Genomic DNA, 23198 nt, shown 5'->3' with positions numbered 1-23198 from the left:
CGGCCGGGGCGGGGCACGGGACGGCTCACAATGGACGGGTGAACCGTTCCGCCGACCTCGACGCGCTCCTGCGGCCCCGCCCGCCGTCCCCGTTGCAGGAGGTCCGCGACGAGCGGTTCGAGCGGTGCGGGGTCCGGTTGCTGCTGAAGCGGGACGACCTGGTGCATCCGGAGCTGCCGGGCAACAAGTGGCGCAAGCTCGCGCCCAACCTGCGGGCCGCCGTGGCCGGTGGGCGGCGGGTCGTGGCGACCTTCGGCGGGGCGTACTCGAACCACCTGCGGGCCACCGCGGCGGCCGGGCGGCTGCTCGGGCTGGAGACCGTCGGCGTCGTGCGCGGCGAGGAGCTGGCCCGGCGGCCGCTCAACCCGTCCCTCGAGGCGTGCGCCGCCGACGGGATGCGGCTGCACTTCGCCTCCCGGTCGGAGTACCGCCGCAAGGCCGAGCCCGAGGTGCTCGCCCGGCTGCTGGACGCGGCCGGCGCGGGTCCCGCGGCGTACGTGGTCCCCGAGGGCGGCAGCAACGCCCTCGCGCTGACCGGCTGCGCGGAACTCGGCCGCGAGTTGCGCGGCGCCGCCGATGTGGTGGCCGTGGCCTGCGGGACCGGCGGAACCCTGGCCGGGCTGGCCGCCGGGCTCGGCCCCGGGCAGCGGGCGCTGGGCGTACCGGTGCTGGCGGGCGGTTTCCTGGGCGCGGAGATACGTTCCCTCCAGCTGGCCGCCTTCGGCGGTCCCGCCGGGGAGTGGGCCCTGGCCGAGGGGTTCGACCACGGCGGTTACGCCCGCGTCCCGGCGGCGCTGAACGCCTTCGCCGCCGACTTCGAGGCCCGGCACGCGCTTCCCGTCGAGCGGATCTACGTCGCCAAGCTGCTCTGGGCCCTGACCGAACTCGCCGCCTCCGGCGCCTTCCCCCGCGGCACCGCCCTGGCCGCCGTCGTCACGGGCCGGCCCTGAGCGGGCCGCTGCCGACCGGGCCAACGCCGATCCGGCCGCCGCGGGCCGGCCGGTGCCGGCGGGCCGGCTGCGGCCGGGCGGTCGGCCCGGCGCCGCCGGCAGGGCCCGGGCTCAGCCCTCCTCCCGGTAGGCCGCCGCCTCCTCCAGGTCCAGGCGGCGCAGCAGCCCCCGCAGCATCTCGTCGTCGATGCGGCGCTGGTCCCGCAGGGAGACGAAGACCTCCCGCTCGGCCTCGATCATCTCCCGCGCGAGGCGCCGGTAGACCTCGTCGGCCGACTCCCCCGTCACCGGGTTGACCTCGCCCAGCCGCTCCCACACCGCGTTGCGCCGCCGCTCCAGGACGGTGCGCAGCCGGTCGGCCAGCGGGGGCGGAAGCCGGTTCGCGGGCGACTCCAGCAGTTCGGTCAGCCGCTCGTCCGCCGCCCGCGAGGCCTCGCTCTGCGCCTGCGCCTCGGCCAGCGTCTCCGCCTGGAGGTTCCGCGGCGGCAGGCGCAGCATGCTGATCAGCGGCGGCAGGGTGAGCCCCTGCACGACGAGCGTGCCGATGACGGTCGTGAAGGTGAGGAAGAGGATCAGATTGCGGTGCGGCACCGTCATCGGCACGGAGAAGGCGATCGCCAGCGAGACCACACCCCGCATTCCGGCCCACCCCACGATCACCGGCGCCCTCCAGTCGGTGTCCGGCTCGCGCGTGCGGATCCGCCGCGACATCCAGCGCGGCACGAAGGTCGCCGGGAACACCCACAGGAACCGGCTCCCCACCACCGCGAGGAACACCACGACCGCGTACCAGGCCGCCACCGCGCCCTCGTACTCCCCGAGCCCCTTCAGCACCACCGGCAGCTGGAGCCCGATCAGCGCGAAGACCACCGACTCCAGCACGAAGGCGACCACCTTCCACACCGCCTCCTCCTGGAGCCGGGTGGCGAAGTCGACCTGCCAGTTGCGGTGCCCCAGGTACAGCGCCACCACGACCACCGCCAGCACGCCGGAGGCATGCACCCGCTCGGCCACCGCGTACGCCACGAAGGGGACCAGCAGCGACAGGGTGTTCTGCAGCAGCGGCTCCTTCAGCCGGGTGCGCAGCTGGTGGATCGGCACCATCAGCAGCAGGCCCACGCCGACCCCGCCCACCGAGGCCAGCAGGAACTCGGCGATGCCGCCCGCCCAGCCGGCGCTCGTCCCGACCACGGCCGCGAGGGCCACCTTGTACGCGGTGATGGCCGTGGCGTCGTTCACCAGGGACTCGCCCTGCAGGATCGTCGTGATCCGGTTCGGCAGTCCGAGCTTGCGGGCGATCGCGGTGGCGGCGACCGCGTCCGGCGGCGCGACGACCGCGCCCAGCACCAGCGCGACCGGCAGCGACAGCCCCGGCACCAGCAGGTAGGCCGCGTACCCGACGGCGAGCGTCGCGAACAGCACGTAGCCCACCGACAGCATGGCGATGGGGCGGGCATTGGCGCGCAGGTCGAGGTACGAGCTGTCCACCGCGGCCGTGTGGAGCAGCGGCGGGAGCAGCAGCGGCAGCACGATGTGCGGGTCGAGGACGTACGAGGGCACGCCCGGCAGATAACCGGCGAGCAGCCCGGCCGCGACGAGCAGCAGCGGCGCGGGCACCGGTGTCCGGCGGGCCGCGCCCGCCACGGCGGCGCTTCCCGCGATCAGTGCCACCAGCGGCAAGACCTCCATCGGATCCCCTCGTCGTCGTCCTGGCCGTCGCGCACCCGCGTCCTGGCCGTACGCTGGCCATCATGAGCGAGTGCACCCACGTTGCCGAACTGCCGCGCCCCGAGCCCGTCCCCTCCGACCGGACCTGCACGGAATGTCTGGCGGCCGGGAGTCATCCCGTGAGCCTGCGGATGTGCCTGGAGTGCGGGCACGTGGGCTGCTGCGACTCCTCGCCCTACCGGCACGCCACCGGGCACCACGAGAAGACCGGCCACCCGGTGATGCGGAGCTTCGAGCCGGGCGAGATCTGGCGCTGGTGTTTCGTCGACGGTTCGATCGTCTGAGGAGGGGTAGGTCAACCCTCCGCCGGTTCCCCCGATTTGACCCCGCAGACCCCTAGCCACTGTGTGTACCCATGGGCTTACCATCGGTCACCGGCCGGAGGAAGGGTTCCCTGCGCGGGCTACACGAGGGGTGCCGCGACACGATCGCCCGGATCGCGGTAGCGTCACCGGCGAACAGAGCTCGTACCACCTTGGAGGTGAGGGTGTCCCAGATCGCAGGCGAGCCCGGGACCCAGGACTTCGTGGAAGTCCGGCTGCCCGCTGCGGGTGCCTACCTGTCGGTTCTGCGCACGGCCACGGCCGGTCTCGCAGCACGTTTGGACTTCACCCTCGACGAGATCGAGGACCTCCGCATCGCGGTGGACGAGGCCTGCGCGATCCTGCTCCAGCAGGCCGTGCCCGGCTCCGTCCTCAGCTGCGTCTTCCGCTTGGTGGACGATTCGCTGGAGGTGACCGTCTCGGCGCCGACCACGGACGGCCGTGCGCCTGAGCGCGACACGTTCGCCTGGACCGTACTGTCGGCCCTGGCCGGCAAGGTCGAGTCGACGGTCGAGGAGGACCGGACGGTGAGCATCAGTCTCTACAAACAACGCGGCGCGGGGCCAGGCCCGGCGTGAGCGGCGGGGAGATCCCGGTGCGGGGCGGGGATCGGCCCCGGGTACGGCACGAGGTCGACGGCGGCATCCCGGAGCAGCAGCACGCCCGGCCGCACCCGGCCGACACGGATGCGGAAGGCGCCTTTTTGGACTCGGCGGAGCGACGGGCGGGCCCTATGAGCGACAACCAGCACGAAGAACCACGGCCGGCGCGGCCACCGGCGGCCGCCGCCACGGCCCCGGAGCTGCCGGACGCGGCGCAGGCGCCGGGTGCGGCGGAGCTGCCGGACGCGGCCGATGTGCCGGGTGCGGCGGAGGCGCCCGCCTTCCAGGTGACGGCGCCACTGCCGGACCCGCGCGACCGCAGCGGGGCCCGCGCCCTGTTCATCGAGCTGCGGGCGCTGCCCGACGGGTCGGTGGAGAAGGCCGAGCTGCGCAACCGGCTGGTACGGATGCACCTGCCGCTGGTCGAGCACCTGGCGCGGCGGTTCCGCAACCGCGGCGAACCGCTGGACGACCTGACGCAGGTCGCGACCATCGGACTGATCAAGTCGGTGGACCGGTTCGACCCGGACCGCGGGGTCGAGTTCTCCACCTACGCCACCCCCACGGTGGTCGGCGAGATCAAGCGGCACTTCCGCGACAAGGGCTGGGCGGTACGCGTACCCCGGCGCCTGCAGGAGCTGCGGCTCTCGCTGACGACGGCCACCGCGGAACTGTCCCAGCAGCACGGCCGCTCCCCCACGGTGCACGAACTGGCCGAACGGCTGGGGATCTCCGAGGAGGAGGTGCTGGAGGGGCTGGAATCGGCCAATGCCTACAGCACGCTCTCGCTGGACGTCCCGGACACCGACGACGAGTCCCCGGCCGTCGCGGACACCCTGGGCGCGGAGGACGAGGCGCTGGAGGGCGTCGAGTACCGCGAATCCCTCAAGCCGCTGCTGGAGGGGCTGCCGCCGCGGGAGAAGCGGATCCTGCTGCTGCGGTTCTTCGGGAACATGACCCAGTCGCAGATCGCGCAGGAGGTCGGCATCTCCCAGATGCACGTCTCCCGCCTGCTGGCCCGCACCCTGGCCCAGCTGCGCGAGAAGCTGCTCGTCGAGGAGTAGGGATCAGGGACGGGCGGACGGGCGGATCAGATCATCGGGCCTGCGAGCCGGCCCCGATGCCCAGTGCCTCGGTCGCCGTCGGATTCACCAGCAGCGCGGCGACCGCCACGGCCGTCAGGGCCAGCGCCACCGCGGCGGCGATCATCGCCCCGCCGGTGCTGTACAGGGTCCAGGCCACGGGCAGCGCCATCAGCTGGGTGATCAGGGCCGGGCCGCGGCTCCAGCTGCGGCCCCGGCGCAGGCCGCGGGCCGCGACCAGCGGGAGGGCGGCGAGCGCGAGCAGGGTGAGGCCGCCCGTCTCCGCCTGCTGCGGGGAATCGGGATCACCGGCGATGCCCACGAACAGCATGTAGACGCCGAGGCCGGCCAGCGCCAGGCCCTCCAGGGCCGTCAGCACGGCGGCGGCGGTCAGCCGTCCGGGCAGCGCGGCGGAGGCCGCGGCAGGCGGGACGGCGGGAGCGGCGGCGGGGGCGGCGGCTTTCGCGGGCTGCTTCTTACTCACTCCAGCAGGGTAGCCGCGTGCCCCCGGATGGCGGAGGGCACGGGCGGCGGGGACGCCTTTCGACGCTCGGGGACGGGGTGGGTACTCTGACGCACATGCGTGCACTTCTCGTGGCCAACCCAGCAGCGACGACCACCAGCGCGCGCACGCGTGACGTCCTGACCCACGCACTGGCCAGCGAGATGAAGCTGGAGGCCGTCACCACCGAGTACCGGGGCCACGCCCGGGACCTGGGCCGGCGGGCCGCCCACGAGGGGCTCGATCTCGTCGTGGCCCTCGGCGGCGACGGCACCGTCAACGAGGTGGTCAACGGGCTGCTGCACGAGGGGCCCGATCCGGAGCGGCTGCCCCGGCTGGCGGTGGTCCCCGGCGGCTCCACCAATGTCTTCGCCCGTGCGCTCGGCCTGCCCAACGACGCCGTCGAGGCGACCGGCGCCCTGCTGGACGCGTTGCGCGAGCAGCGCGAGCGGACCGTGGGCCTCGGCCTGGCGGCCGGCACCCCGGGCACGGAGGACGAGTCGGTCCCGGCCCGCTGGTTCACCTTCTGCGCGGGCTTCGGTTTCGACGCGGGGGTGGTGGGGCGGGTGGAGCAGCAGCGCGAGCGCGGCAAGCGTTCGACACACGCCCTGTATGTACGACAGCTGATGCGGCAGTTCTGGGACGATCCGCACCGGCGGCACGGCACGGTCACGCTGGAGCGTCCCGGGGCGGATCCGGTGACGGATCTGGTGCTGTCCATAGTCTGCAACACCTCGCCGTGGACGTTTCTGGGCAATCGACCGCTGTACGCCTCCCCCGAGGCGTCGTTCGATACTGCGCTTGACGTACTGGCGCTCAACCGTTTGTCAACTCCGGCCGTCGCGCGCTACGCCACACAGCTCCTGACCTCGACTCCTGAGCGGGGTCCGCACGGCAAGCACGCGGTGTCTCTACACGATCTGACCGACTTCACCTTGCATTCCAAGGTTCCTCTTCCGTTCCAGATGGACGGAGACCACCTCGGTCTGCGTACCAGCGTTCGGTTCACAGGCGTACGGCGGGCACTGCGTGTGATTGTGTGAGTGGAAGGGCCCAAAGTCCTTTCACTCGAACGTTTACACGCTGGTCCACCCCCACGAAGTAGGGCTGTGACCTAGTAGACACCGACGAATCAAAAAAAACTTTCCGGAAGGGGTTGTATCCCCGTCCGAGGTTTGCGAATCTCTACATGGCGATCGGGACAGCCCGCAGAACCGGCACCCACACAGACCGCCAGAACCCCTCCACGAATCTCCGGACCACACCAGGCGACTGGGTGTCGGCCCTTCCCCCACGGGGGGATTCGTGAAAGCGTTCACATTCACAAGCAACGGGCAAGACACATCAAGAGAGGTAGCAGCCATGGACTGGCGTCACAACGCCGTTTGTCGTGAGGAAGACCCGGAGCTGTTCTTCCCCATCGGCAACACCGGTCCTGCGCTGCTGCAGATCGAGGAAGCCAAGGCCGTCTGCCGCCGCTGCCCCGTCATGGAGCAGTGCCTGCAGTGGGCGCTCGAGTCCGGTCAGGACTCCGGCGTCTGGGGCGGTCTCAGCGAGGACGAGCGCCGCGCGATGAAGCGCCGCGCCGCTCGCAACCGGGCGCGCAACGCCAGCGCCTGACAACGACTTTCGAGCCTCGACGCGCAGCGCGTAGTACCAGAAGAAGCGCTTGGCAACGTGCTCTTGAGCCCCGGACCGGGAACCATCGGTCCGGGGCTCAGTGCTTTCCGGACCCGCCCCGGCCGGCAGGAAGCGCGGGGTCGTCACGCTGCGTGACGCTCCCTGCGTTACTTCTGCGGGCTCGAGGGGATGTCGAGGACGACCTTGGTGCCGCGCGGAACCGCCCGGAGCATGTCGAAGCTTCCGCCGAGCTCGCCCTCCACGAGGGTGCGGACGATCTGCAGCCCGAGGTTCCCGGCCCGCTGCGGATCGAATCCCTCGGGCAGGCCGCCGCCGTCGTCGAGCACGGTGATCAGCAGCCGCCCGTCGGCGCGACCGGTTCCGCTGCGGCTCGCCGACACCTCCACCGTGCCCGTCTCCCCTTGGGTGAAGGCGTGCTCCAGGGCGTTCTGCAGGATCTCGGTCAGCACCATCGACAGCGGAGTGGCCACCTCCGCGTCCAGGATCCCGAACCGTCCGGTGCGCCGGCACACCACCTTGCCGGGCGAGATCTCCGAGACCATCGCGATCACCCGGTCGGCGATCTCGTCGAACTCCACCCGCTCGTCCAGGTTCTGGGACAGCGTCTCGTGCACGATCGCGATCGAACCGACCCGGCGCACGGCCTCGTTGAGCGCCTCACGGCCCTGGGGCGAATCCATCCGCCGTGACTGCAGCCGCAACAGCGCCGCCACGGTCTGGAGGTTGTTCTTCACCCGGTGGTGGATCTCCCGGATCGTCGCGTCCTTGGTGATCAGTTCACGTTCGCGACGGCGCAGTTCGGTGACGTCGCGGCACAGCACCAGGGAGCCGATCCTGGTCCCCTTCGGCTTCAGCGGGATGGCGCGCAGCTGGATCACCCCGCCGTTGCCCTCCACCTCGGTCTCCCTCGGGGCCCAGCCGCTGGCCAGTTTGACCAGGGCCTCGTCCACCGGGCCCCGGGAGGGGGCGAGTTCGGTGGTGGTGTCGCCGAGGTGCTGGCCGACCAGGTCGGAGGCGAGGCCGAGCCGGTGGTAGGCGGAGAGCGCGTTCGGCGAGGCGTAGGTGACCACGCCGTCCGCGTCGAGCCGGATCAGGCCGTCGCCGACGCGCGGGGACGCGTCCATGTCGACCTGCTGGCCGGGGAACGGGAAGGAGCCCGCCGCGATCATCTGCGCCAGGTCCGAGGCGGACTGGAGGTAGGTGAGCTCCAGCCGGCTCGGTGTACGCACGGTGAGCAGGTTGGTGTTGCGGGCGATCACACCGAGGACCCGGCCCTCGCGGCGCACGGGGATCGACTCGACGCGCACCGGCACCTCCTCGCGCCACTCCGGGTCGCCCTCGCGCACGATCCGGCCCTCGTCCAGCGCCGCGTCGAGCAGGGGGCGCCGGCCGCGCGGCACCAGGTGGCCGACCATGTCGTCCTGGTACGAGGTGGGGCCGGTGTTCGGGCGCATCTGCGCGACCGAGACGTAGCGGGTGCCGTCCAGGGTGGGCACCCACAGCACGAGGTCGGCGAAGGACAGGTCGGAGAGCAGCTGCCACTCCGAGACCAGCAGGTGCAGCCACTCCAGCTCGACTTCACTGAGAGCGGTGTGCTGGCGTACGAGGTCGTTCATGGAGGGCACGGGGCGAGCGTACCCCGGGTACGCCGCATGACTTTCCCCACGGGAGTACCGAGCAGTACACAGGAGGGGCCCGGAACGCGTACTGTTGGAGGAAGTGACGGCATTCCGGGTCCCGTCATTGGATGGACAGAACAGAATGGTCTAGTCCACAATTGCCTTAAGCTTCCGCCCTCCCCGCACAGGAGGACGGATCGAGGTAAGCCGCGCGCTCTGCCCTGACCGCGCAGGCACCTCCAACGGCCGCGGGAACCGCACACCCTCGGCCGTGAGTACTCCGGGCTACGGTGCCGGACGGGCTGAGGGTCCCGTCGGGCACCGTGGCCCAGAGGAACAGCCGCAGCGGATCGCGCGGCATCCAGCACGGCCTGCGGGCTTCCGTGAGGCCCTTCGACAGCCGACCACCGCGCGTCCACCACCGCGCGACGGGCGCACACGACGCGCCGCCGGCCGCCGGCCACCTCGAGACCCCGATCCGAGACGCCGATCCGGGTCGGCCCCGCCACCGCAGCGGGCGCGAGCGAGCGCCAGAGCCGTCGGGCGTCACATCGACCGCCCCGCAGGCGCCTCCGCAGAGCACCACCACGCCCCCCGGCCCGGCCGGCACCCCTCCCGCTGCCCTCCTCCGCCCTCCCCCACCCACGCCTGCCGGGGTGCGTCCGAGGGGATCCGGACCACCATGGGAAGGGGGGTGCGCAACCGGGTGGGGCGGGACCCGGTTCTGGTAGATTGGTCTATACCACAACATGCCCCGCTCCCCCCGCCCCGCCGGGGGGACCCCACTCAGATCGGCAGGCCCCGCGTGGAAGTTGTCATCGTCCCGGACGCCAAGGCAGGCGGAGAGCTCATCGCGGAGGCCATGGCGGCACTGGTCCGCCGCAAGCCCGACGCCCTGCTCGGCGTGGCGACCGGCTCCACCCCGCTGCCCATCTACGAGTCCCTCGCCGCCAAGGTCGGGGCCGGCGAGGTCGACGCGTCCCGGGCGCGGATCTGCCAGCTCGACGAGTACGTCGGCCTGCCGGCCGGGCACCCGGAGTCCTACCGCGCGGTCGTGCTGCGCGAGGTCGTCCGGCCGCTCGGGCTGTCCGAGTCCTCCTTCATGGGCCCGGACGGCTCAGCCGAGGACATCGTGAGCGCATGCGAGGCCTACGACCGCGCGCTCGCCGAGGCCGGCGGCGTGGACCTCCAGCTGCTGGGCATCGGCACGGACGGACACATCGGCTTCAACGAGCCGTGCTCCTCGCTGGCCTCCCGCACCCGGATCAAGACGCTGACCGAGCAGACCCGCGTGGACAACGCCCGGTTCTTCGACGACGACATAGACCAGGTGCCCCACCACGTCATCACCCAGGGCATCGGCACGATCCTCGACGCCCGCCACCTGGTGCTGCTGGCCACCGGCGAGGGCAAGGCCGAAGCCGTCGCGCAGACGGTCGAGGGGCCGCTGTCCGCGCTGGTGCCGGCCTCCGCGCTGCAGCTGCACCGGCACGCGACCGTCGTCGTGGACGAGGCGGCCGCCTCGAAGCTGAAGCTGGCCGACTACTTCCGGCACACCTACGCCAACAAGCCGGCCTGGCAGGGCCTGTAGCGGTACGCGCGAAGGCCGGGCCCCCCACCCAGGGGGCCCGGCCTTCTCCGTGTCCGACGCGGCCCGGGACGGGCGCCGCCGGGACCGGCAGGGGGCTACGCGCCCGCGATGACCTCGGCGGCGGCCCGGCCGCAGACCCGCGACGCCCCGTGCGTCGCCACGTACAGCCGGCCCCGGGGCGCGGACTGGGGCAGGCCCATCTCGACCACGACCGTTTCGGGCCGCGCCGCGACCAGCGCGTCCAGCACCTCGGCCATCCACGGATGCCGGTGCGCGTCGCGGACGACGGCGACCACGGTCCGGCCACCGGCCGCCGCCAGGACGTCCGCCGCCGACGCACCCTCCGGGTAGACCCCCGACGCCGTCCCCGGCAGCAGCGCGGCGAGTTCCGCGGCCACCCCCCACGGGGTCTCGTCGCCCACGGCGACGTTCGCGACGGGGGCCAGCGTGGCCACGTACGGGGCGGTCGCGAGCGGACCGGGCGCCCCGGTGACGGTGACGGCCCGCCGGGCCGCCGCCAGGCCGACGCCGGACGTGCGACCCCCCTCCGGTCGCGCGTCCGGCCGGGCCCCGGGGGTCCCCCCGGACGGCGTCCGGGAGAGGGTCCACTGGGCCAGCGCGCGGACCCGCGCGGCGGCCTCGGCGAGCCGCTCCTCCGGCAGCGCGCCTTCCCGGACGGCCGCCACCAGCGCGTCGCGCAGGCGCAGGACGGTCGCCTCGTCGGCGAGCCCGCCGCCGACGCAGATCGCGTCCGCGCCGGCCGCGACGGCCAGCACCGAGCCGCGCTCGATGCCGTACGTCCCGGCGATGGCGTTCATCTCCATGCCGTCGGTGACGATCAGCCCCTCGTAGCCGAGTTCCTTGCGCAGCAGGCCGGTGAGGATCTGCGGGCTGAGGGTGGCCGGGCGGGTCGGGTCCAGGGCGGGCACCAGGATGTGCGCGCTCATCACCGCCTTGGTGCCGGCCTCGATCGCGGCCCGGAAGGGCACGAGCTCACGGGCCTGGAGGGTGTCGAGGTCCGCGTCGATGCGGGGCAGCGCGTGGTGGGAGTCGACGTTGGTGTCGCCGTGGCCGGGGAAGTGCTTGGTGCACGCGGCGACCCCGGCCGCCTGCAGGCCCTCGACGTACGCGGCGGTGTGCCGGGCCGTGAGGTGGGTGTCGGCGCCGAAGGACCGTACGCCGATCACCGGGTTGTCCGGGTTGGAGTTCACGTCCGCGGACGGGGCCCAGTTGAGGTTGACTCCGCACTCGGCGAGCCGGCGGCCCAGCTCGCGGGCCACCTCCCGGGTCAGGGCGGTGTCGTCGACGGCGCCGAGCGCCAGGTTCCCGGGGAAGGACGAGCCGCCGCGGACCTCCAGGCGGGTGACGTCGCCGCCCTCCTCGTCGATGGCGACGAGGACGTCCTCGCGCTCCGCGCGCAGCTGCGCGGTCAGCGCGGCGAGCTGCTCGGGCGAGGCGATGTTGCGGCCGAACAGGCCGACGGCGGTAAGGCCGTCGCGGACCTGCCGGAGCAGCCAGGCGGGGGCGGTGGTGCCCTCGAAGCCGGGCTGGAGGACGGCGAGGGCGTCGCGGGTGACGGTGTCCACCCTGTGCGCAAGGACAGTCATGGTGCCGTTATCCCTTCACGGCGCCGGCGGTCATGCCGCCGACGGCCTTGCGCTGGAGGAAGATGAAGATCAGCAGGACCGGTACGGCGAACAGGGAGGACGCGGCCATGGTGGCGCCCCAGTCGTTGCCGAAGGCGCTCTGGAACTCGGTGAGCCACAGCGGCAGGGTCTGCGCGGACTTGTCCTTGTTCAGGATCAGGACCATCGCGAACTCGTTCCAGGCGGTGATGAAGCCGAAGAGCGAGGTGGACATCAGGCCGGGGGCCAGCAGCGGGAAGATCACCTTGCGGAAGGCCTGGCCGCGGGTGCAGCCGTCGATCTGGGCGGCCTCCTCCAGGGTCACCGGGACGGCGGCGATGAAGCCGCGCAGGGTCCAGATGGTGAAGGGCAGGACCATCACGAAGTAGATCGCGGTCAGCAGCGGGAGGCTGTTCAGCATCTCGCCGTCGCGGGCGATCATGTACATCGCGATGACCATGACCTCCCAGGGAGCCATCTGCGCCATCATCACGGCGAGGACGAGGCCCTTGCGGCCCTTGAACTTCATGCGGGCGATGGCGAAGCTCGCGGCGAGCGCGACGAGCAGGGCCAGCGCCACGGCCCCGACGGTGACCAGGACGCTGTTGGTGACGTACGTCCAGAACCGGTCGACCCCGGTGGCCTTGGTGAAGTTGTCCAGCGTCGGGGTGAAGACGAAGACCGGGTCCTTCGTGAGGATCTCGCTGGACGGCTTGAGCGCCGAGGAGAACATCCAGTAGACGGGGAAGACGAAGACGAGGGCCAGCAGCAGCGCGCCCGCGTTCTTGGCGACGGCTGCGGGGCGCAGCGGCCGGCGCGTACGGAGCTTCTGCGCGGGCTGCGCGGCCGGCGCGGCGGGGCCGGACGGGGCCGCCCCGGGGGCGGTGGTGGTGCTCAACTCTCCTCCTCCTGCTTCAGGATCAGTCGGAAGTAGAAGGACATGACGACCACGAGGATCACGATCGTCAGGACGGAGATCGCGGCGGCGAGGCCGTAGTGGGCCTGGCTCTGGCCCTCGACGTAGGCGAAGACCGGCAGGATCTCGGAGGCGCGGTCGGGGCCGCCCTTGTTCATCGCGTAGACCTGGGTGAAGGCCTTGAAGACCCAGATGACCTCGAGGAACGTGGTGACGAGGAAGAACGGCTTGAGGTTCGGGAAGACGATCTTCCAGAAGGTCTGCCAGCCGTTGGCGCCGTCCATGCGGGCGGCCTCGTACAGCTCGGAGCTGACGGTGGTGAGGCCGGCGTACATGTTGAGCGCGACGAAGGGGATGGAGCCCCAGACCACCAGGACCGTGACGATGACCAGGGTGGAGAGGCCGGTCTCCATCCAGTTGTGCTGCTCGTAGCCGGCGAAGCCGGCGGTGCGCATGAGCCAGTTCATGACGCCGAACTGCTCGTCGAAGAGCCACTTGAAGACCTGCACGGAGGCGACGATGGGCATGGCCCAGGCCATGACCAGCGCCATCGACAGGACCAGGCGCATCTTCGTGCCGAGCCTGTTCAGCAGCATGCCGATGAGGCTGCCGATCACCATGATCAGGGCGACGTTGGCCAGGGTGAAGCCGAAGCTGCGGACGACGACGGTCCAGAAGGTCGGGTCGGCGAGCAGTTCGGTGTAGTTGGCGAACCCGGCGAAGGGGTACTTCCGCTGGATGAACTCGATCTTGTTGATGTCCTGGAAGGACAGGATCACGTTCTTGATCAGCGGGTAGAGCAGCAGGGCCGCGAGGCTGAGCACCGCGGGCCCGATCAGCAGGTAGGGCAGCCAGCCCGACGGGAGCGACCTCCCGGTCCCGCGAGGAGACGTACGGCCGCGGTCGTCCCCGCCGGCCGGTGCCTCGGGCGGCGGCGCGGCGGACTTCATCGGTGCGTCCTGTGGAGCGCTGGTCGCCGCCCCCTGGGAGTGCACAGTCATGGTCTTCGTTTCCTCGCGGTTGACTGTGGAGTCACATGCGCGACCGGGGGCGCGGCGGACGCTGCGGGCGCCTGCCGCACCCCCCGGTGCGTTCACACTGCTGGGTACTGCGCGTGCTGCGGGTGCAGCCGGTACTGCGGGGCGGGACTACTTGTTGATGCGGTTCGCGATTTCCTTGTCCGCGTCAGCGCCCGCCTTGGCGGCGTCCTCGCCCTTCAGGACCTTGGTCATGAACTCCTTGATGGGGTTCGGCTCGGTCTCGACGTTCGCCCAGCCCGGGGTGACCGGGGTGATCTTGCCGTTGGCGCCGGCCTTGCCCATGGCCTCCGCGAAGGAGCCCGCGGCCGGGGTGAAGTTGGCACCGGCCTGGTTCGGGAGCAGCGCGCCCTTGGTCTCGGCGGCGTACTTGGTCATCTGGTCCTTGCCTGCGGCGAGGGCCAGCCACTCCTTGGCGAGCTCCTTGTTCTTGGAGCGCTCGGCCACCGCGAGGTTCGAGCCGCCGAGGAACACGGTGCTGGTCTTGTCGGCGGTCTTGCCCGGGATGGGGAAGTAGCCGAAGTCGGCCTCCTTGCCCGCTTCCTTCAGGGCCTTCTCGGCGCCGCCGGCCTCCCAGCCGAGACCGATCCAGGAGGAGACGCCGCCCTTGGGGACGATGTCGGTGGACTGCTGGGGGTTGGCCTCGTCCTTGTCCTTGGGGGCGGTGGAGAAGGACTGGAGCTTCTTGTAGAACTCCATCGCGGAGGCGGCCTGCGGGGTGCCCAGCGCGCCCTTCCACTTGCCGCCGTCCTTGACGGCGAGGTCGCCGCCCTCGTCCCAGATCAGGCCGGCGAGGACGTACCAGCTCTGGCCGGGGAGGTAGATGGGCTGGGAGGCCGGGTCGGCCGCCTTGAGCTTCTCCAGGCCGGCGATCCACTCGTCCCGGGTCTTCGGCGGGGTGACACCGGCCTTCTGATAAGCCTTCTTGTCATAGATGACGACGCGGTTGGCGGCATACCACGGGGCGGAGTAGAGCTTGCCGTCGATCTCGGCCGAGGCGAGCATGCTCTTCTGCCAGGCGTCGGCGCCGAGCTTGGCCTTGTCGTTGGTCAGGTCGGCGAGGCCGCCGGTGACCGCGTAGCCGGCGGTCTGGGTGTTGCCGAGCTCGAGGACGTCCGGCGGGGTGTCCTCGGAGAGGGCGGTGGTCACCTTCTCCTGGATGCCGGTCCACTTCTGCTCCTCGACCTTGACCGTGACACCGGGGTGCTTGGCCGAGAACTCCTTGTTGACCTCGTCGATCCAGGCTTTCGGCGCGGAGCCGTCCATGACCCAGACGGTGATCTCCTTGGGGCCCGTGTCGGCCTTGGCCTTGCCGTCGTCGCCGTTGCCGCACGCCGCGACACCCGCCAACATGCCCGCCACACTGACCGCCACGATGAGCTTGCGCTTCACGCCACCCTCCTCAGGGATGCCTGCCTGCACTTCCCTTGCCCGCCGCGGTGACATACGCGAAGTACTGCCGTGGGGCTGGGATCTGATCCATATTGGTTTAGACCAGTAGCTGGAGCTTGGCCTAGACCTTTAGGGGTGTCAAGGGTCTAATGAGCGGGTGCTCGGTCCGTTATCGGACCGACACCTGGGGAGAGAGAAGGCCTGTCCCCCCACACGTGTCACGATGTGACCGCACATATCGGAGGAGCCGGTGACGGCAGCGAAACTGGAGTCGGGAAGGCGGGCGGCGATGGCCACCGAAGGGGCGATCACGGAGCCGGAGGGCGGGGCGGCCACCCGCACGGCACGTGTACCCAAGTACTACCGACTCAAGCGGCACTTGCTCGACATGACCGAGACGCTGCCGCCCGGCACCCCGGTGCCGCCGGAGCGCACGCTCGCGGCCGAATTCGACACCTCGCGGACCACCGTCCGCCAGGCCCTCCAGGAGCTCGTCGTCGAGGGACGGCTGGAGAGGATCCAGGGCAAGGGCACCTTCGTCGCCAAGCCCAAGGTCTCCCAGGCCCTGCAACTCACCTCCTACACCGAGGACATGCGCGCGCAGGGGCTGGAACCGACCTCCCAGCTCCTGGACATCGGCTACGTGACGGCCGACGACACCCTCGCCGGGCTCCTGAAGATCACCACCGGTGGGCGGGTGCTGCGCATCGAGCGGCTGCGGCTGGCCAGCGGCGAGCCGATGGCCATCGAGACCACCCACCTGTCGGCGAAGCGCTTCCCGGCGCTGCGCCGTTCGCTCGTCAAGTACACCTCCCTCTACACCGCCCTCGCCGAGGTCTACGACGTCCACCTCGCCGAGGCCGAGGAGACGATCGAGACCTCGCTGGCCACACCGCGCGAGGCGGGCCTGCTGGGCACCGACGTCGGCCTGCCGATGCTGATGCTCTCCCGGCACTCGCTCGACGCGGACGGCGAGCCCGTGGAGTGGGTGCGCTCGGTGTACCGGGGCGACCGGTACAAGTTCGTCGCCCGCCTCAAGCGCCCCACCGCCTGAACGAGCCGCGGAGGGCCGAGGATTCACCGGAGAACGGCCGGAGACCTCGGTGTTCCGCCGGACTTCCGCCCCTCTGCACCGTAAAGCGGAATACCGGAATACGGACGGGGTCTTACGTTCAGCGGGCATTCCCCCGTAGATTCCCTGCGCTTACGCAGATGATCGACGAGGGGACGAGGGTCATGCCTGAACCGGAAGCAACGGGGACACAACGGAACGCGGCGGGTCCGGGCGGCAGGCCGGGCCCGCCTTCCCCGAAGTCCATCGCCGCATGGGTCCTCGTCGGACTCGTCGGCGCCCTCGGCTGGGGCGTCCTGGCCCTCTCGCGCGGTGAGGACGTCTCCGCCGCGTGGCTGCTCGCCGCCGCCCTGGGTTCCTACGCGATCGGCTACCGCTTCTACTCGCGGTTCATCGCGCACCGCGTTCTGAAGGTGGACAAGTCCCGGGCCACGCCCGCCGAACGCCTCGACAACGGTGTCGACTTCCACCCGACCGACCGGCGCGTCCTCTTCGGCCACCACTTCGCCGCCGTCGCCGGCGCCGGACCGCTCGTCGGGCCCGTGCTCGCCGCGCAGATGGGGTACCTGCCCGGCACCATCTGGATCGTCGTCGGAGTGATCTTCGCCGGCGCCGTGCAGGACATGGTGACCCTGTTCTTCTCCACCCGGCGCGACGGCCGTTCGCTCGGCCAGATGGCCCGGGACGAGATCGGCCCCGTGGGCGGAGCCGCCGCCCTGATCGCCGTGTTCGCCATCATGATCATCCTGCTGGCCGTGCTCGCGCTGGTCATCGTCAACGCCCTGGCGCACTCGCCCTGGGGCGTCTTCTCCATCGGCATGACCATCCCGATCGCCCTCTTCATGGGCTTCTACCTGCGCGTCCTGCGTCCCGGCCGGGTCACCGAGGTCTCGCTGATCGGTGTGGCCCTGCTGCTGCTCGCCATCGTCGCGGGCGGCTGGGTCGCGGAGTCCTCGCTGGCCGGCACCTTCACGCTGGAGAAGGAGACGCTGGTCATCTGGATGATCGTGTACGGCTTCCTGGCCTCGGTGCTGCCGGTCTGGATGCTGCTCGCGCCGCGCGACTACCTCTCCACCTTCATGAAGGTCGGCACCATCGCCCTGCTGGCCCTCGGGGTGTTCATCGCGATGCCCACCTTGAAGATGCCCGCGGTCACCGACTTCGCCGCGCGCGGCGACGGCCCGGTCTTCGCCGGTTCGATGTTCCCGTTCGTGTTCATCACGATCGCCTGTGGCGCCCTGTCCGGCTTCCACGCCCTGGTCTCCTCGGGCACGACCCCGAAGATGATCCAGAAGGAGACCCAGGTCCGGATGATCGGCTACGGGGCGATGCTCACCGAGTCGTTCGTCGCCGTCATGGCCGTGATCACGGCCTGCATCCTGGAGCCCGGCCTCTACTTCGCCATCAACTCCCCCGGCGGCGTCATCGGCACCACGGTGGAGTCGGCCTCGCAGGCGGTCACGGGCTTCGGCTTCGCCATATCGCCCGATGCGCTGGCCCAGGCGGCGAAGGACGTCGAGGAGACGAGCCTGCTCTCCCGCACCGGTGGCGCGCCGACCTTCGCACTCGGCATGTCCGAGATCTTCGCCTCCGTGATCGGCGGCGCATCGATGAAGGCGTTCTGGTACCACTTCGCGATCATGTTCGAGGCGCTGTTCATCCTCACCACCGTGGACGCGGGGACCAGGGTCGGCCGGTTCATGCTCCAGGACACCCTGGGCAACGTGCACAAGTCCTTCAAGGACGTCAGCTGGAAGCCGGGCGTCTGGCTGGCCAGCGCCGTCGTGGTCGGCGGTTGGGGCTACTTCCTGTGGGTCGGCGTGAAGGACCCGCTGGGCGGCATCAACCAGCTGTTCCCGCTCTTCGGCATCGCGAACCAGCTGCTGGCGGCCGTCGCCCTGGCGGTCTGCACGACGCTGCTGGTGAAGTCGGGCCGGCTGAAGTGGGCCTGGGTGACGGCGGTTCCCCTGGCCTGGGACGCCACGGTGACGCTCACCGCGAGCTACCAGAAGATCTTCTCCGAGGACGTCCGGGTCGGCTTCTTCGCCCAGCGCGACAAGTACCAGGCCGGCATCGACGCGGACAAGGTGCTGCCGCCCGCCAAGAACATGGACGAGATGCACACGGTGGTCACCAACGCCACGGTGGACGGGGTCCTGTGCGCCCTGTTCGCGCTGCTGATCGTCGTCGTGCTGGCCGACGCGGCCCGGACGTGCTTCAAGGCGATCAGCGACCCCGGTTCCGCCAGGCTGGCCGAGGTGCCGTGGACCGAGTCGCGGATCGTCGCTCCCGCCGGGCTGTTCCCGACGGCCGAGGAGAAGGCGGAGCTCGCCGCGGCCGGGCTGGACTCGGGCGGCGGCCGGGTCAAGGAGCCGGTGGCATGACCTCCCTGCGGGAGCGGCTGGCCACGATCCGGTACTTCGTACGGGAGTTCTCCGGCGAGGCGGCCTACGACCGCTATGTGGCCCACGCCCGCGGCCACGACGCGGACGCGCCGGTCATGACCCGCCGCGCCTTCGAGCGCGCCCGCACCGACGCCCGCGAGGCGGACCCCCGCGAGGGCTTCGGCTGCTGCTGAGCCCGCGCCGCACACCCGAAGGCCCCGCCGCTGCCCCGCGGCGGGGCCTTCGTCCGGTCCGGGCGGGCCCCGCTCCGGCGCCGTCCTGCACACTCGGTCCATGGACATCGTGATCAGGGCGGCACGGCCCGCCGAGTACGAGCAGCTGGGTGAGCTCACCGCGCAGGCCTACCTGGGCGACGGGCTGCTGGGGTCGGGCGAGGCGTTCTACGCCTCCGTTCTGCGCGATGTCGCCGGTCGGGCCGCCGACGGGGAGGTGCTCGTCGCCGTCCACGAGGGAGCCGTGCTCGGCGGGGTCACCTTCGCCCCGCCCGGCAGTCCGCTGGCGGACATAGCCGGGCCCGGCGAGGCCGAGTTCCGGATGCTGGCCGTCGCCGGCGCGGCGCGCGGCCGGGGTGCGGGCGAGGCGCTGGTGCGGGCCTGCGTGGCCCGGGCGCGCGAGCTGGCCGGGGTCACACACCTGGTGCTGTCCACCCAGCGCGGCATGACGGGGGCCCAGCGGATCTACGAGCGGCTGGGGTTCACCCGTACGCCGGAGCGGGACTGGGCACCGGTTCCGGGGCTCACCTTGCTCACGTACCGGCTGGAGTTGTAGCCGCGTCGGCACTACATGTGGGGGGTCACGCAGACCAGGCCCCCCACATGTATGCTCATGCCTGCTGTCGCCGCAGGGGAATCCGGTGTGAATCCGGAACTGTCCCGCAACGGTATGAAGTGTCCGGCTCCCGGGCATGAAGTCCGAGGACCTGCCGACGGTGCACCCGGGTCGACCGAACCGGGTGCCGATACGTCCGGGCCTCGCGGTTGGGCCGGTGGACGGCCTGCGGTGTGCGCGCATCCGCCACGCCCGCATGCGCCTCCCCTGCCCGCCCGCCGTCGATCCGGGCCGAGCGAGGGAGAGCTCCCGCCGTGACCATCGCGCCTTCAGCACCGCGCGCCGCGTCCGTTCCAGGCGACACCACCGAGGGCCCGGGGGCCGCGCTGCTGCGCACCCTCACCGAACTGACGGCGGACCTCCCCGACACCGACCCCGGCCGGGTCGCCGCCGCCGCGCTGCGCGGCCGCAGCGCCGCCGCCGACGAGGCCGAACTGCGGGGCCTGGCCACCGAGTCCGCCGCCGGCCTGATCTCCGAGGACCCGGCCTACTCCAAGCTCGCCGCCCGGCTGCTGACGCTGGCCGTGCGGGACGAGGCCGCGGGCCAGGACTCCACCTCCTTCTCGGCCTCCGTCGAGGTCGGCCACCGCGAGGGCCTGATCGCCGACCGCACCGCCGCGTTCGTACGGGCCCACGCGGGCCGCCTGGACGCGCTGGTCGAGCACGCCCTCGCCGACGGCGCCGACGACCGCTTCGGCTTCTTCGGTCTGCGCACCCTGCACAGCCGCTACCTGCTGCGCCACCCGATCACCCGCCAGGTGATCGAGACGCCGCAGTACTTCATGCTGCGCGTGGCCTGCGGCCTGGCGGAGAACGAGTCCCCCGAGGCCCTCGAGGAAGTGGTCTCGCTCTACCGGCTGATGAGCCGCCTGGACTACCTGCCCTCCTCCCCCACGCTCTTCAACTCCGGCACCCGCCACCCGCAGATGTCCTCCTGCTACCTGCTGGACTCCCCGCTGGACGAGCTGGACTCGATCTACGACCGCTACCACCAGGTCGCCCGCCTGTCCAAGCACGCCGGCGGCATCGGCCTGTCGTACTCCCGCATCCGCGCCCGCGGTTCGCTGATCCGCGGCACCAACGGCCACTCCAACGGCATCGTGCCGTTCCTGAAGACCCTCGACGCCTCCGTCGCCGCCGTGAACCAGGGCGGCCGCCGCAAGGGCGCCGCCGCCGTCTACCTGGAGACCTGGCACGCGGACATCGAGGAGTTCCTGGAGCTGCGCGACAACACCGGTGAGGACCAGCGCCGGACGCACAACCTGAACCTGGCCCACTGGGTGCCGGACGAGTTCATGCGCCGGGTCAACGCCGACGCCGACTGGTCGCTGTTCTCCCCGGCCGACGTCCCCGAGCTCGTCGACCTGTGGGGCGACGCGTTCGACGCCGCCTACCGGGCGGCCGAGGCCGCGGGCCTGGCCCGCAAGACCATGCCCGCCCGCGACCTGTACGGCCGGATGATGCGCACCCTCGCGCAGACCGGACAGGGCTGGATGACCTTCAAGGACGCCTCCAACCGCACGGCGAACCAGACCGCCGAGCCGGGTACCGTCGTGCACTCCTCGAACCTGTGCACCGAGATCATCGAGGTCACCGACGACGGCGAGACGGCCGTCTGCAACCTCGGCTCGGTGAACCTCGGCGCCTTCGTCTCGGACGGCGCGATCGAATGGGAGCGGATCGACGAGACCGTACGCACCGCCGTCACCTTCCTCGACCGCGTGGTGGACATCAACTTCTACCCGACCGAGCAGGCCGCCCGTTCCAACGCCCGCTGGCGCCCGGTGGGCCTGGGCGCGATGGGCCTGCAGGACGTCTTCTTCAAGCTGAAGCTGCCCTTCGACTCCCCCGAGGCGAAGGCCCTGTCCACCAAGCTCTCCGAACGCATCATGCTGGCCGCGTACGAGGCCTCCTGCGACCTCGCCGAGCGCAGCGGCCCGCTGCCGGCCTGGGAGCGGACCCGCACCGCCCGCGGCGTGCTGCACCCCGACCACTACGACGTGGAGCTGCACTGGCCGGAGCGCTGGGAGGCGCTGCGCGCCCGGGTCGCGGCGACCGGCATGCGCAACTCGCTCCTCCTCGCCATCGCCCCCACGGCGACGATCGCCTCGATCGCGGGCGTGTACGAGTGCATCGAGCCGCAGGTCTCCAACCTCTTCAAGCGCGAGACGCTGAGCGGTGAGTTCCTCCAGGTCAACGCCTACCTGGTGGAGGAGCTGAAGCGGCTCGGCGTCTGGGACGCGCAGACCCGCGAGGCGCTGCGCGACTCCTCCGGCTCGGTGCAGGGCTTCGGCTGGATCCCGGCCGAGGTCCGCGAGCTGTACCGCACGGCGTGGGAGATCCCGCAGCGCGGCCTGATCGACATGGCGGCGGCCCGTACCCCGTTCCTGGACCAGTCGCAGTCGCTGAACCTGTTCCTGGAGACGCCCACCATCGGCAAGCTCAGCTCGATGTACGCGTATGCCTGGAAGCAGGGCCTGAAGACCACCTACTACCTGCGCTCCCGCCCGGCGACGAAGATCGCCCGCGCCGCGCAGGCCGCCACCCCGGCGGCGCTCCCGCAGGCCGTGGCCGACGCGGAGGCGCTCGCCTGCTCCCTTGAGAACCCCGAGTCCTGCGAGGCCTGCCAGTGATGAGCCCGACCGAGAAGAAGAACCTGCTGGACCCGGGCTTCGAGCTGACGCTCCGCCCGATGCGCTACCCGGACTTCTACGAGCGCTACCGGGACGCGATCAAGAACACGTGGACGGTCGAGGAGGTCGACCTCCACTCGGACGTCGCCGACCTCGCGAAGCTGACGCCGGCCGAGCAGCACATGATCGGCCGCCTGGTCGCGTTCTTCGCGACGGGCGACTCGATCGTCTCGAACAACCTGGTGCTGACGCTCTACAAGCACATCAACTCCCCGGAGGCGCGGCTGTACCTGTCGCGCCAGCTCTTCGAGGAGGCCGTGCACGTCCAGTTCTACCTGACGCTGCTCGACACCTACCTGCCCGACCCGGACGACCGCGCGGCCGCCTTCGACGCGGTCGAGGAGATCCCCTCGATCCGCGAGAAGGCGCAGTTCTGCTTCCGGTGGATGGACTCGGTCGAGAAGATCGAGCGGCTGGAGACGCAGGCCGACCGCCGGCGCTTCCTGCTGAACCTGATCTGCTTCGCGGCGTGCATCGAGGGACTGTTCTTCTACGGCGCGTTCGCGTACGTGTACTGGTTCCGCTCGCGCGGCCTGCTGCACGGCCTCGCGACCGGCACCAACTGGGTGTTCCGCGACGAGACCATGCACATGAACTTCGCCTTCGAGGTCGTGGACACCGTCCGCAAGGAGGAGCCGGAGCTCTTCGACGACGCCCTGCGGCAGCAGGTCACCGACATGCTGAGGGAGGCGGTGGAGGCGGAGCTGCAGTTCGGCCGCGACCTGTGCGGCGAGGGCCTGCCGGGCATGAACACCGATTCGATGCGCGCATACCTGGAGTGCGTCGCGGACCAGCGCCTGGTGCGCCTCGGCTTCCCGCCCGTGTACGGCTCGCAGAACCCGTTCTCCTTCATGGAGTTGCAGGGCGTCCAGGAGCTGACCAACTTCTTCGAGCGCCGTCCGTCGGCGTATCAGGTCGCCGTCGAGGGCACGGTCGACCTGGACGAGGACTTCTGAGCCTTCCGGGCCCTGTCCGACCCGCGCACCGGTGACCGGCCGGCGGCTGCTTCGCGCAGCTGCCGGTCGATCCTGCGTTCCCGGGCGATCCCGTAGAGGGAGGGGGCGAGCAGGAGCGCGGCGACGGCCAGGACGACGAGGTAGTTCGACAACGTGTTCATGACTCCACTCTCGCCAGCCCGGATGAACCGGGACAGCGGCAGGACTGTCCTGGAAGGGCGAATTACTGCCACACT

21 protein-coding genes and 1 riboswitch are annotated in these 23198 nt (G+C 71.2%); of the genes, 13 read left to right on the top strand and 8 right to left on the bottom strand.

Going from position 1 to position 23198, the window contains the following annotated elements; all coding sequences use genetic code 11:
* Positions 1–38 precede the first annotated feature (38 nt).
* Positions 39–950 carry a 1-aminocyclopropane-1-carboxylate deaminase/D-cysteine desulfhydrase gene (locus AC07FY_RS07925; protein WP_479002141.1) on the top strand — a complete coding sequence of 304 codons (912 nt, stop codon included), beginning with the start codon at positions 39–41 and terminating at the stop codon, positions 948–950.
* Positions 951–1061: 111 nt separating this feature from the next.
* On the opposite strand, the gene AC07FY_RS07920 is transcribed toward AC07FY_RS07925, so the two are convergent.
* Positions 1062–2639 carry a Na+/H+ antiporter gene (locus AC07FY_RS07920; RefSeq protein ID WP_479002138.1) on the bottom strand — a complete coding sequence of 526 codons (1578 nt, stop codon included), beginning with the start codon at positions 2637–2639 and terminating at the stop codon, positions 1062–1064.
* A gap of 62 nt (positions 2640–2701) precedes the next feature.
* On the opposite strand from AC07FY_RS07920, the gene AC07FY_RS07915 reads away from it, so the two are divergent.
* The 3 genes from AC07FY_RS07915 to AC07FY_RS07905 all read left to right on the top strand — a co-directional run bounded on the left by AC07FY_RS07915 (position 2702) and on the right by AC07FY_RS07905 (position 4667).
* Entirely contained in the window at positions 2702–2962 is a 261-nt protein-coding gene (locus AC07FY_RS07915) for a UBP-type zinc finger domain-containing protein (RefSeq protein ID WP_479002135.1), read from the top strand.
* 203 nt (positions 2963–3165) lie between these two features.
* The gene (locus AC07FY_RS07910) at positions 3166–3579 is read left to right on the top strand and encodes an ATP-binding protein (RefSeq protein WP_030153599.1); all 414 of its coding nucleotides are present in this window, start codon (positions 3166–3168) and stop codon (positions 3577–3579) included.
* A complete protein-coding gene (locus tag AC07FY_RS07905; RefSeq protein ID WP_479002132.1) occupies positions 3576–4667 on the top strand; it encodes an RNA polymerase sigma factor SigF in 1092 nt (363 codons plus the stop codon). The genes AC07FY_RS07910 and AC07FY_RS07905 overlap by 4 nt, the downstream gene beginning before the upstream one ends.
* 31 nt (positions 4668–4698) lie before the next feature.
* On the opposite strand, the gene AC07FY_RS07900 is transcribed toward AC07FY_RS07905, so the two are convergent.
* Positions 4699–5169, bottom strand: coding sequence for a hypothetical protein (locus tag AC07FY_RS07900; RefSeq protein ID WP_479002129.1), 471 nt, complete (start codon positions 5167–5169; stop codon positions 4699–4701).
* A 95-nt stretch (positions 5170–5264) separates the two neighbouring features.
* Here AC07FY_RS07900 and AC07FY_RS07895 point away from each other — a divergent pair, with 95 nt between their 5' ends.
* A complete protein-coding gene (locus AC07FY_RS07895; RefSeq protein WP_479002126.1) occupies positions 5265–6230 on the top strand; it encodes a diacylglycerol/lipid kinase family protein in 966 nt (321 codons plus the stop codon).
* Positions 6231–6549: 319 nt separating this feature from the next.
* Positions 6550–6807 (top strand): WhiB family transcriptional regulator, encoded by a 258-nt coding sequence (locus tag AC07FY_RS07890; RefSeq protein ID WP_003953983.1) that lies wholly within the window; start codon positions 6550–6552, stop codon positions 6805–6807.
* Positions 6808–6974: 167 nt separating this feature from the next.
* Here AC07FY_RS07890 and AC07FY_RS07885 read toward each other — a convergent pair whose 3' ends face one another.
* Positions 6975–8444, bottom strand: coding sequence for a sensor histidine kinase (locus AC07FY_RS07885; RefSeq protein ID WP_479003151.1), 1470 nt, complete (start codon positions 8442–8444; stop codon positions 6975–6977).
* Positions 8445–9252: 808 nt separating this feature from the next.
* Between AC07FY_RS07885 and nagB the strand changes: the two genes are divergently transcribed.
* On the top strand, positions 9253–10038 hold the full coding sequence (gene nagB, locus AC07FY_RS07880) for a glucosamine-6-phosphate deaminase (RefSeq protein WP_479002123.1): 786 nt from the start codon (positions 9253–9255) through the stop codon (positions 10036–10038).
* 95 nt (positions 10039–10133) lie between these two features.
* On the opposite strand, the gene AC07FY_RS07875 is transcribed toward nagB, so the two are convergent.
* The 4 genes from AC07FY_RS07875 to AC07FY_RS07860 all read right to left on the bottom strand — a co-directional run bounded on the left by AC07FY_RS07875 (position 10134) and on the right by AC07FY_RS07860 (position 15008).
* Positions 10134–11645, bottom strand: a complete 1512-nt coding sequence (locus tag AC07FY_RS07875) for a glycoside hydrolase family 3 protein (protein WP_479002120.1) — start codon at positions 11643–11645, stop codon at positions 10134–10136.
* A 7-nt stretch (positions 11646–11652) separates the two neighbouring features.
* Complete coding sequence (locus AC07FY_RS07870) at positions 11653–12471, bottom strand: carbohydrate ABC transporter permease (RefSeq protein ID WP_479003148.1); 819 nt, start codon at positions 12469–12471, stop codon at positions 11653–11655.
* An 86-nt stretch (positions 12472–12557) separates the two neighbouring features.
* Positions 12558–13580, bottom strand: coding sequence for a carbohydrate ABC transporter permease (locus AC07FY_RS07865; RefSeq protein ID WP_479002117.1), 1023 nt, complete (start codon positions 13578–13580; stop codon positions 12558–12560).
* Positions 13581–13727: 147 nt separating this feature from the next.
* Positions 13728–15008, bottom strand: coding sequence for an extracellular solute-binding protein (locus AC07FY_RS07860; RefSeq protein ID WP_479002114.1), 1281 nt, complete (start codon positions 15006–15008; stop codon positions 13728–13730).
* Positions 15009–15297: 289 nt separating this feature from the next.
* Here AC07FY_RS07860 and AC07FY_RS07855 point away from each other — a divergent pair, with 289 nt between their 5' ends.
* From AC07FY_RS07855 to AC07FY_RS07830, 6 genes are all read left to right on the top strand, one after another.
* Positions 15298–16062 carry a GntR family transcriptional regulator gene (locus AC07FY_RS07855; RefSeq protein ID WP_479003145.1) on the top strand — a complete coding sequence of 255 codons (765 nt, stop codon included), beginning with the start codon at positions 15298–15300 and terminating at the stop codon, positions 16060–16062.
* Between the two features lie 158 nt (positions 16063–16220).
* Positions 16221–18464, top strand: a complete 2244-nt coding sequence (locus tag AC07FY_RS07850; RefSeq protein ID WP_479002111.1) for a carbon starvation CstA family protein — start codon at positions 16221–16223, stop codon at positions 18462–18464.
* Positions 18461–18658, top strand: coding sequence for a CstA-like transporter-associated (seleno)protein (locus tag AC07FY_RS07845; protein WP_479002108.1), 198 nt, complete (start codon positions 18461–18463; stop codon positions 18656–18658). Before AC07FY_RS07850 ends, AC07FY_RS07845 begins: the two co-directional genes overlap by 4 nt.
* Before the next feature lie 100 nt (positions 18659–18758).
* Positions 18759–19253: a GNAT family N-acetyltransferase gene (locus tag AC07FY_RS07840; RefSeq protein ID WP_479002105.1), complete on the top strand. Its 495-nt coding sequence runs from the start codon at positions 18759–18761 to the stop codon at positions 19251–19253.
* A 51-nt stretch (positions 19254–19304) separates the two neighbouring features.
* Positions 19305–19426: riboswitch (cobalamin riboswitch) on the top strand.
* 141 nt (positions 19427–19567) lie between these two features.
* Positions 19568–21946 carry a ribonucleoside-diphosphate reductase subunit alpha gene (locus AC07FY_RS07835; RefSeq protein WP_479002102.1) on the top strand — a complete coding sequence of 793 codons (2379 nt, stop codon included), beginning with the start codon at positions 19568–19570 and terminating at the stop codon, positions 21944–21946.
* A complete protein-coding gene (locus tag AC07FY_RS07830; RefSeq protein ID WP_479002099.1) occupies positions 21946–22962 on the top strand; it encodes a ribonucleotide-diphosphate reductase subunit beta in 1017 nt (338 codons plus the stop codon). Before AC07FY_RS07835 ends, AC07FY_RS07830 begins: the two co-directional genes overlap by 1 nt.
* Here AC07FY_RS07830 and AC07FY_RS07825 read toward each other — a convergent pair.
* Complete coding sequence (locus AC07FY_RS07825) at positions 22917–23123, bottom strand: hypothetical protein (protein ID WP_479002096.1); 207 nt, start codon at positions 23121–23123, stop codon at positions 22917–22919. The genes AC07FY_RS07830 and AC07FY_RS07825 overlap by 46 nt on opposite strands.
* Positions 23124–23198 lie beyond the last annotated feature (75 nt).

Source organism: Streptomyces sp. NPDC045967 (assembly GCF_056430495.1).
This window is presented reverse-complemented; position numbering and strand designations above follow the sequence as displayed.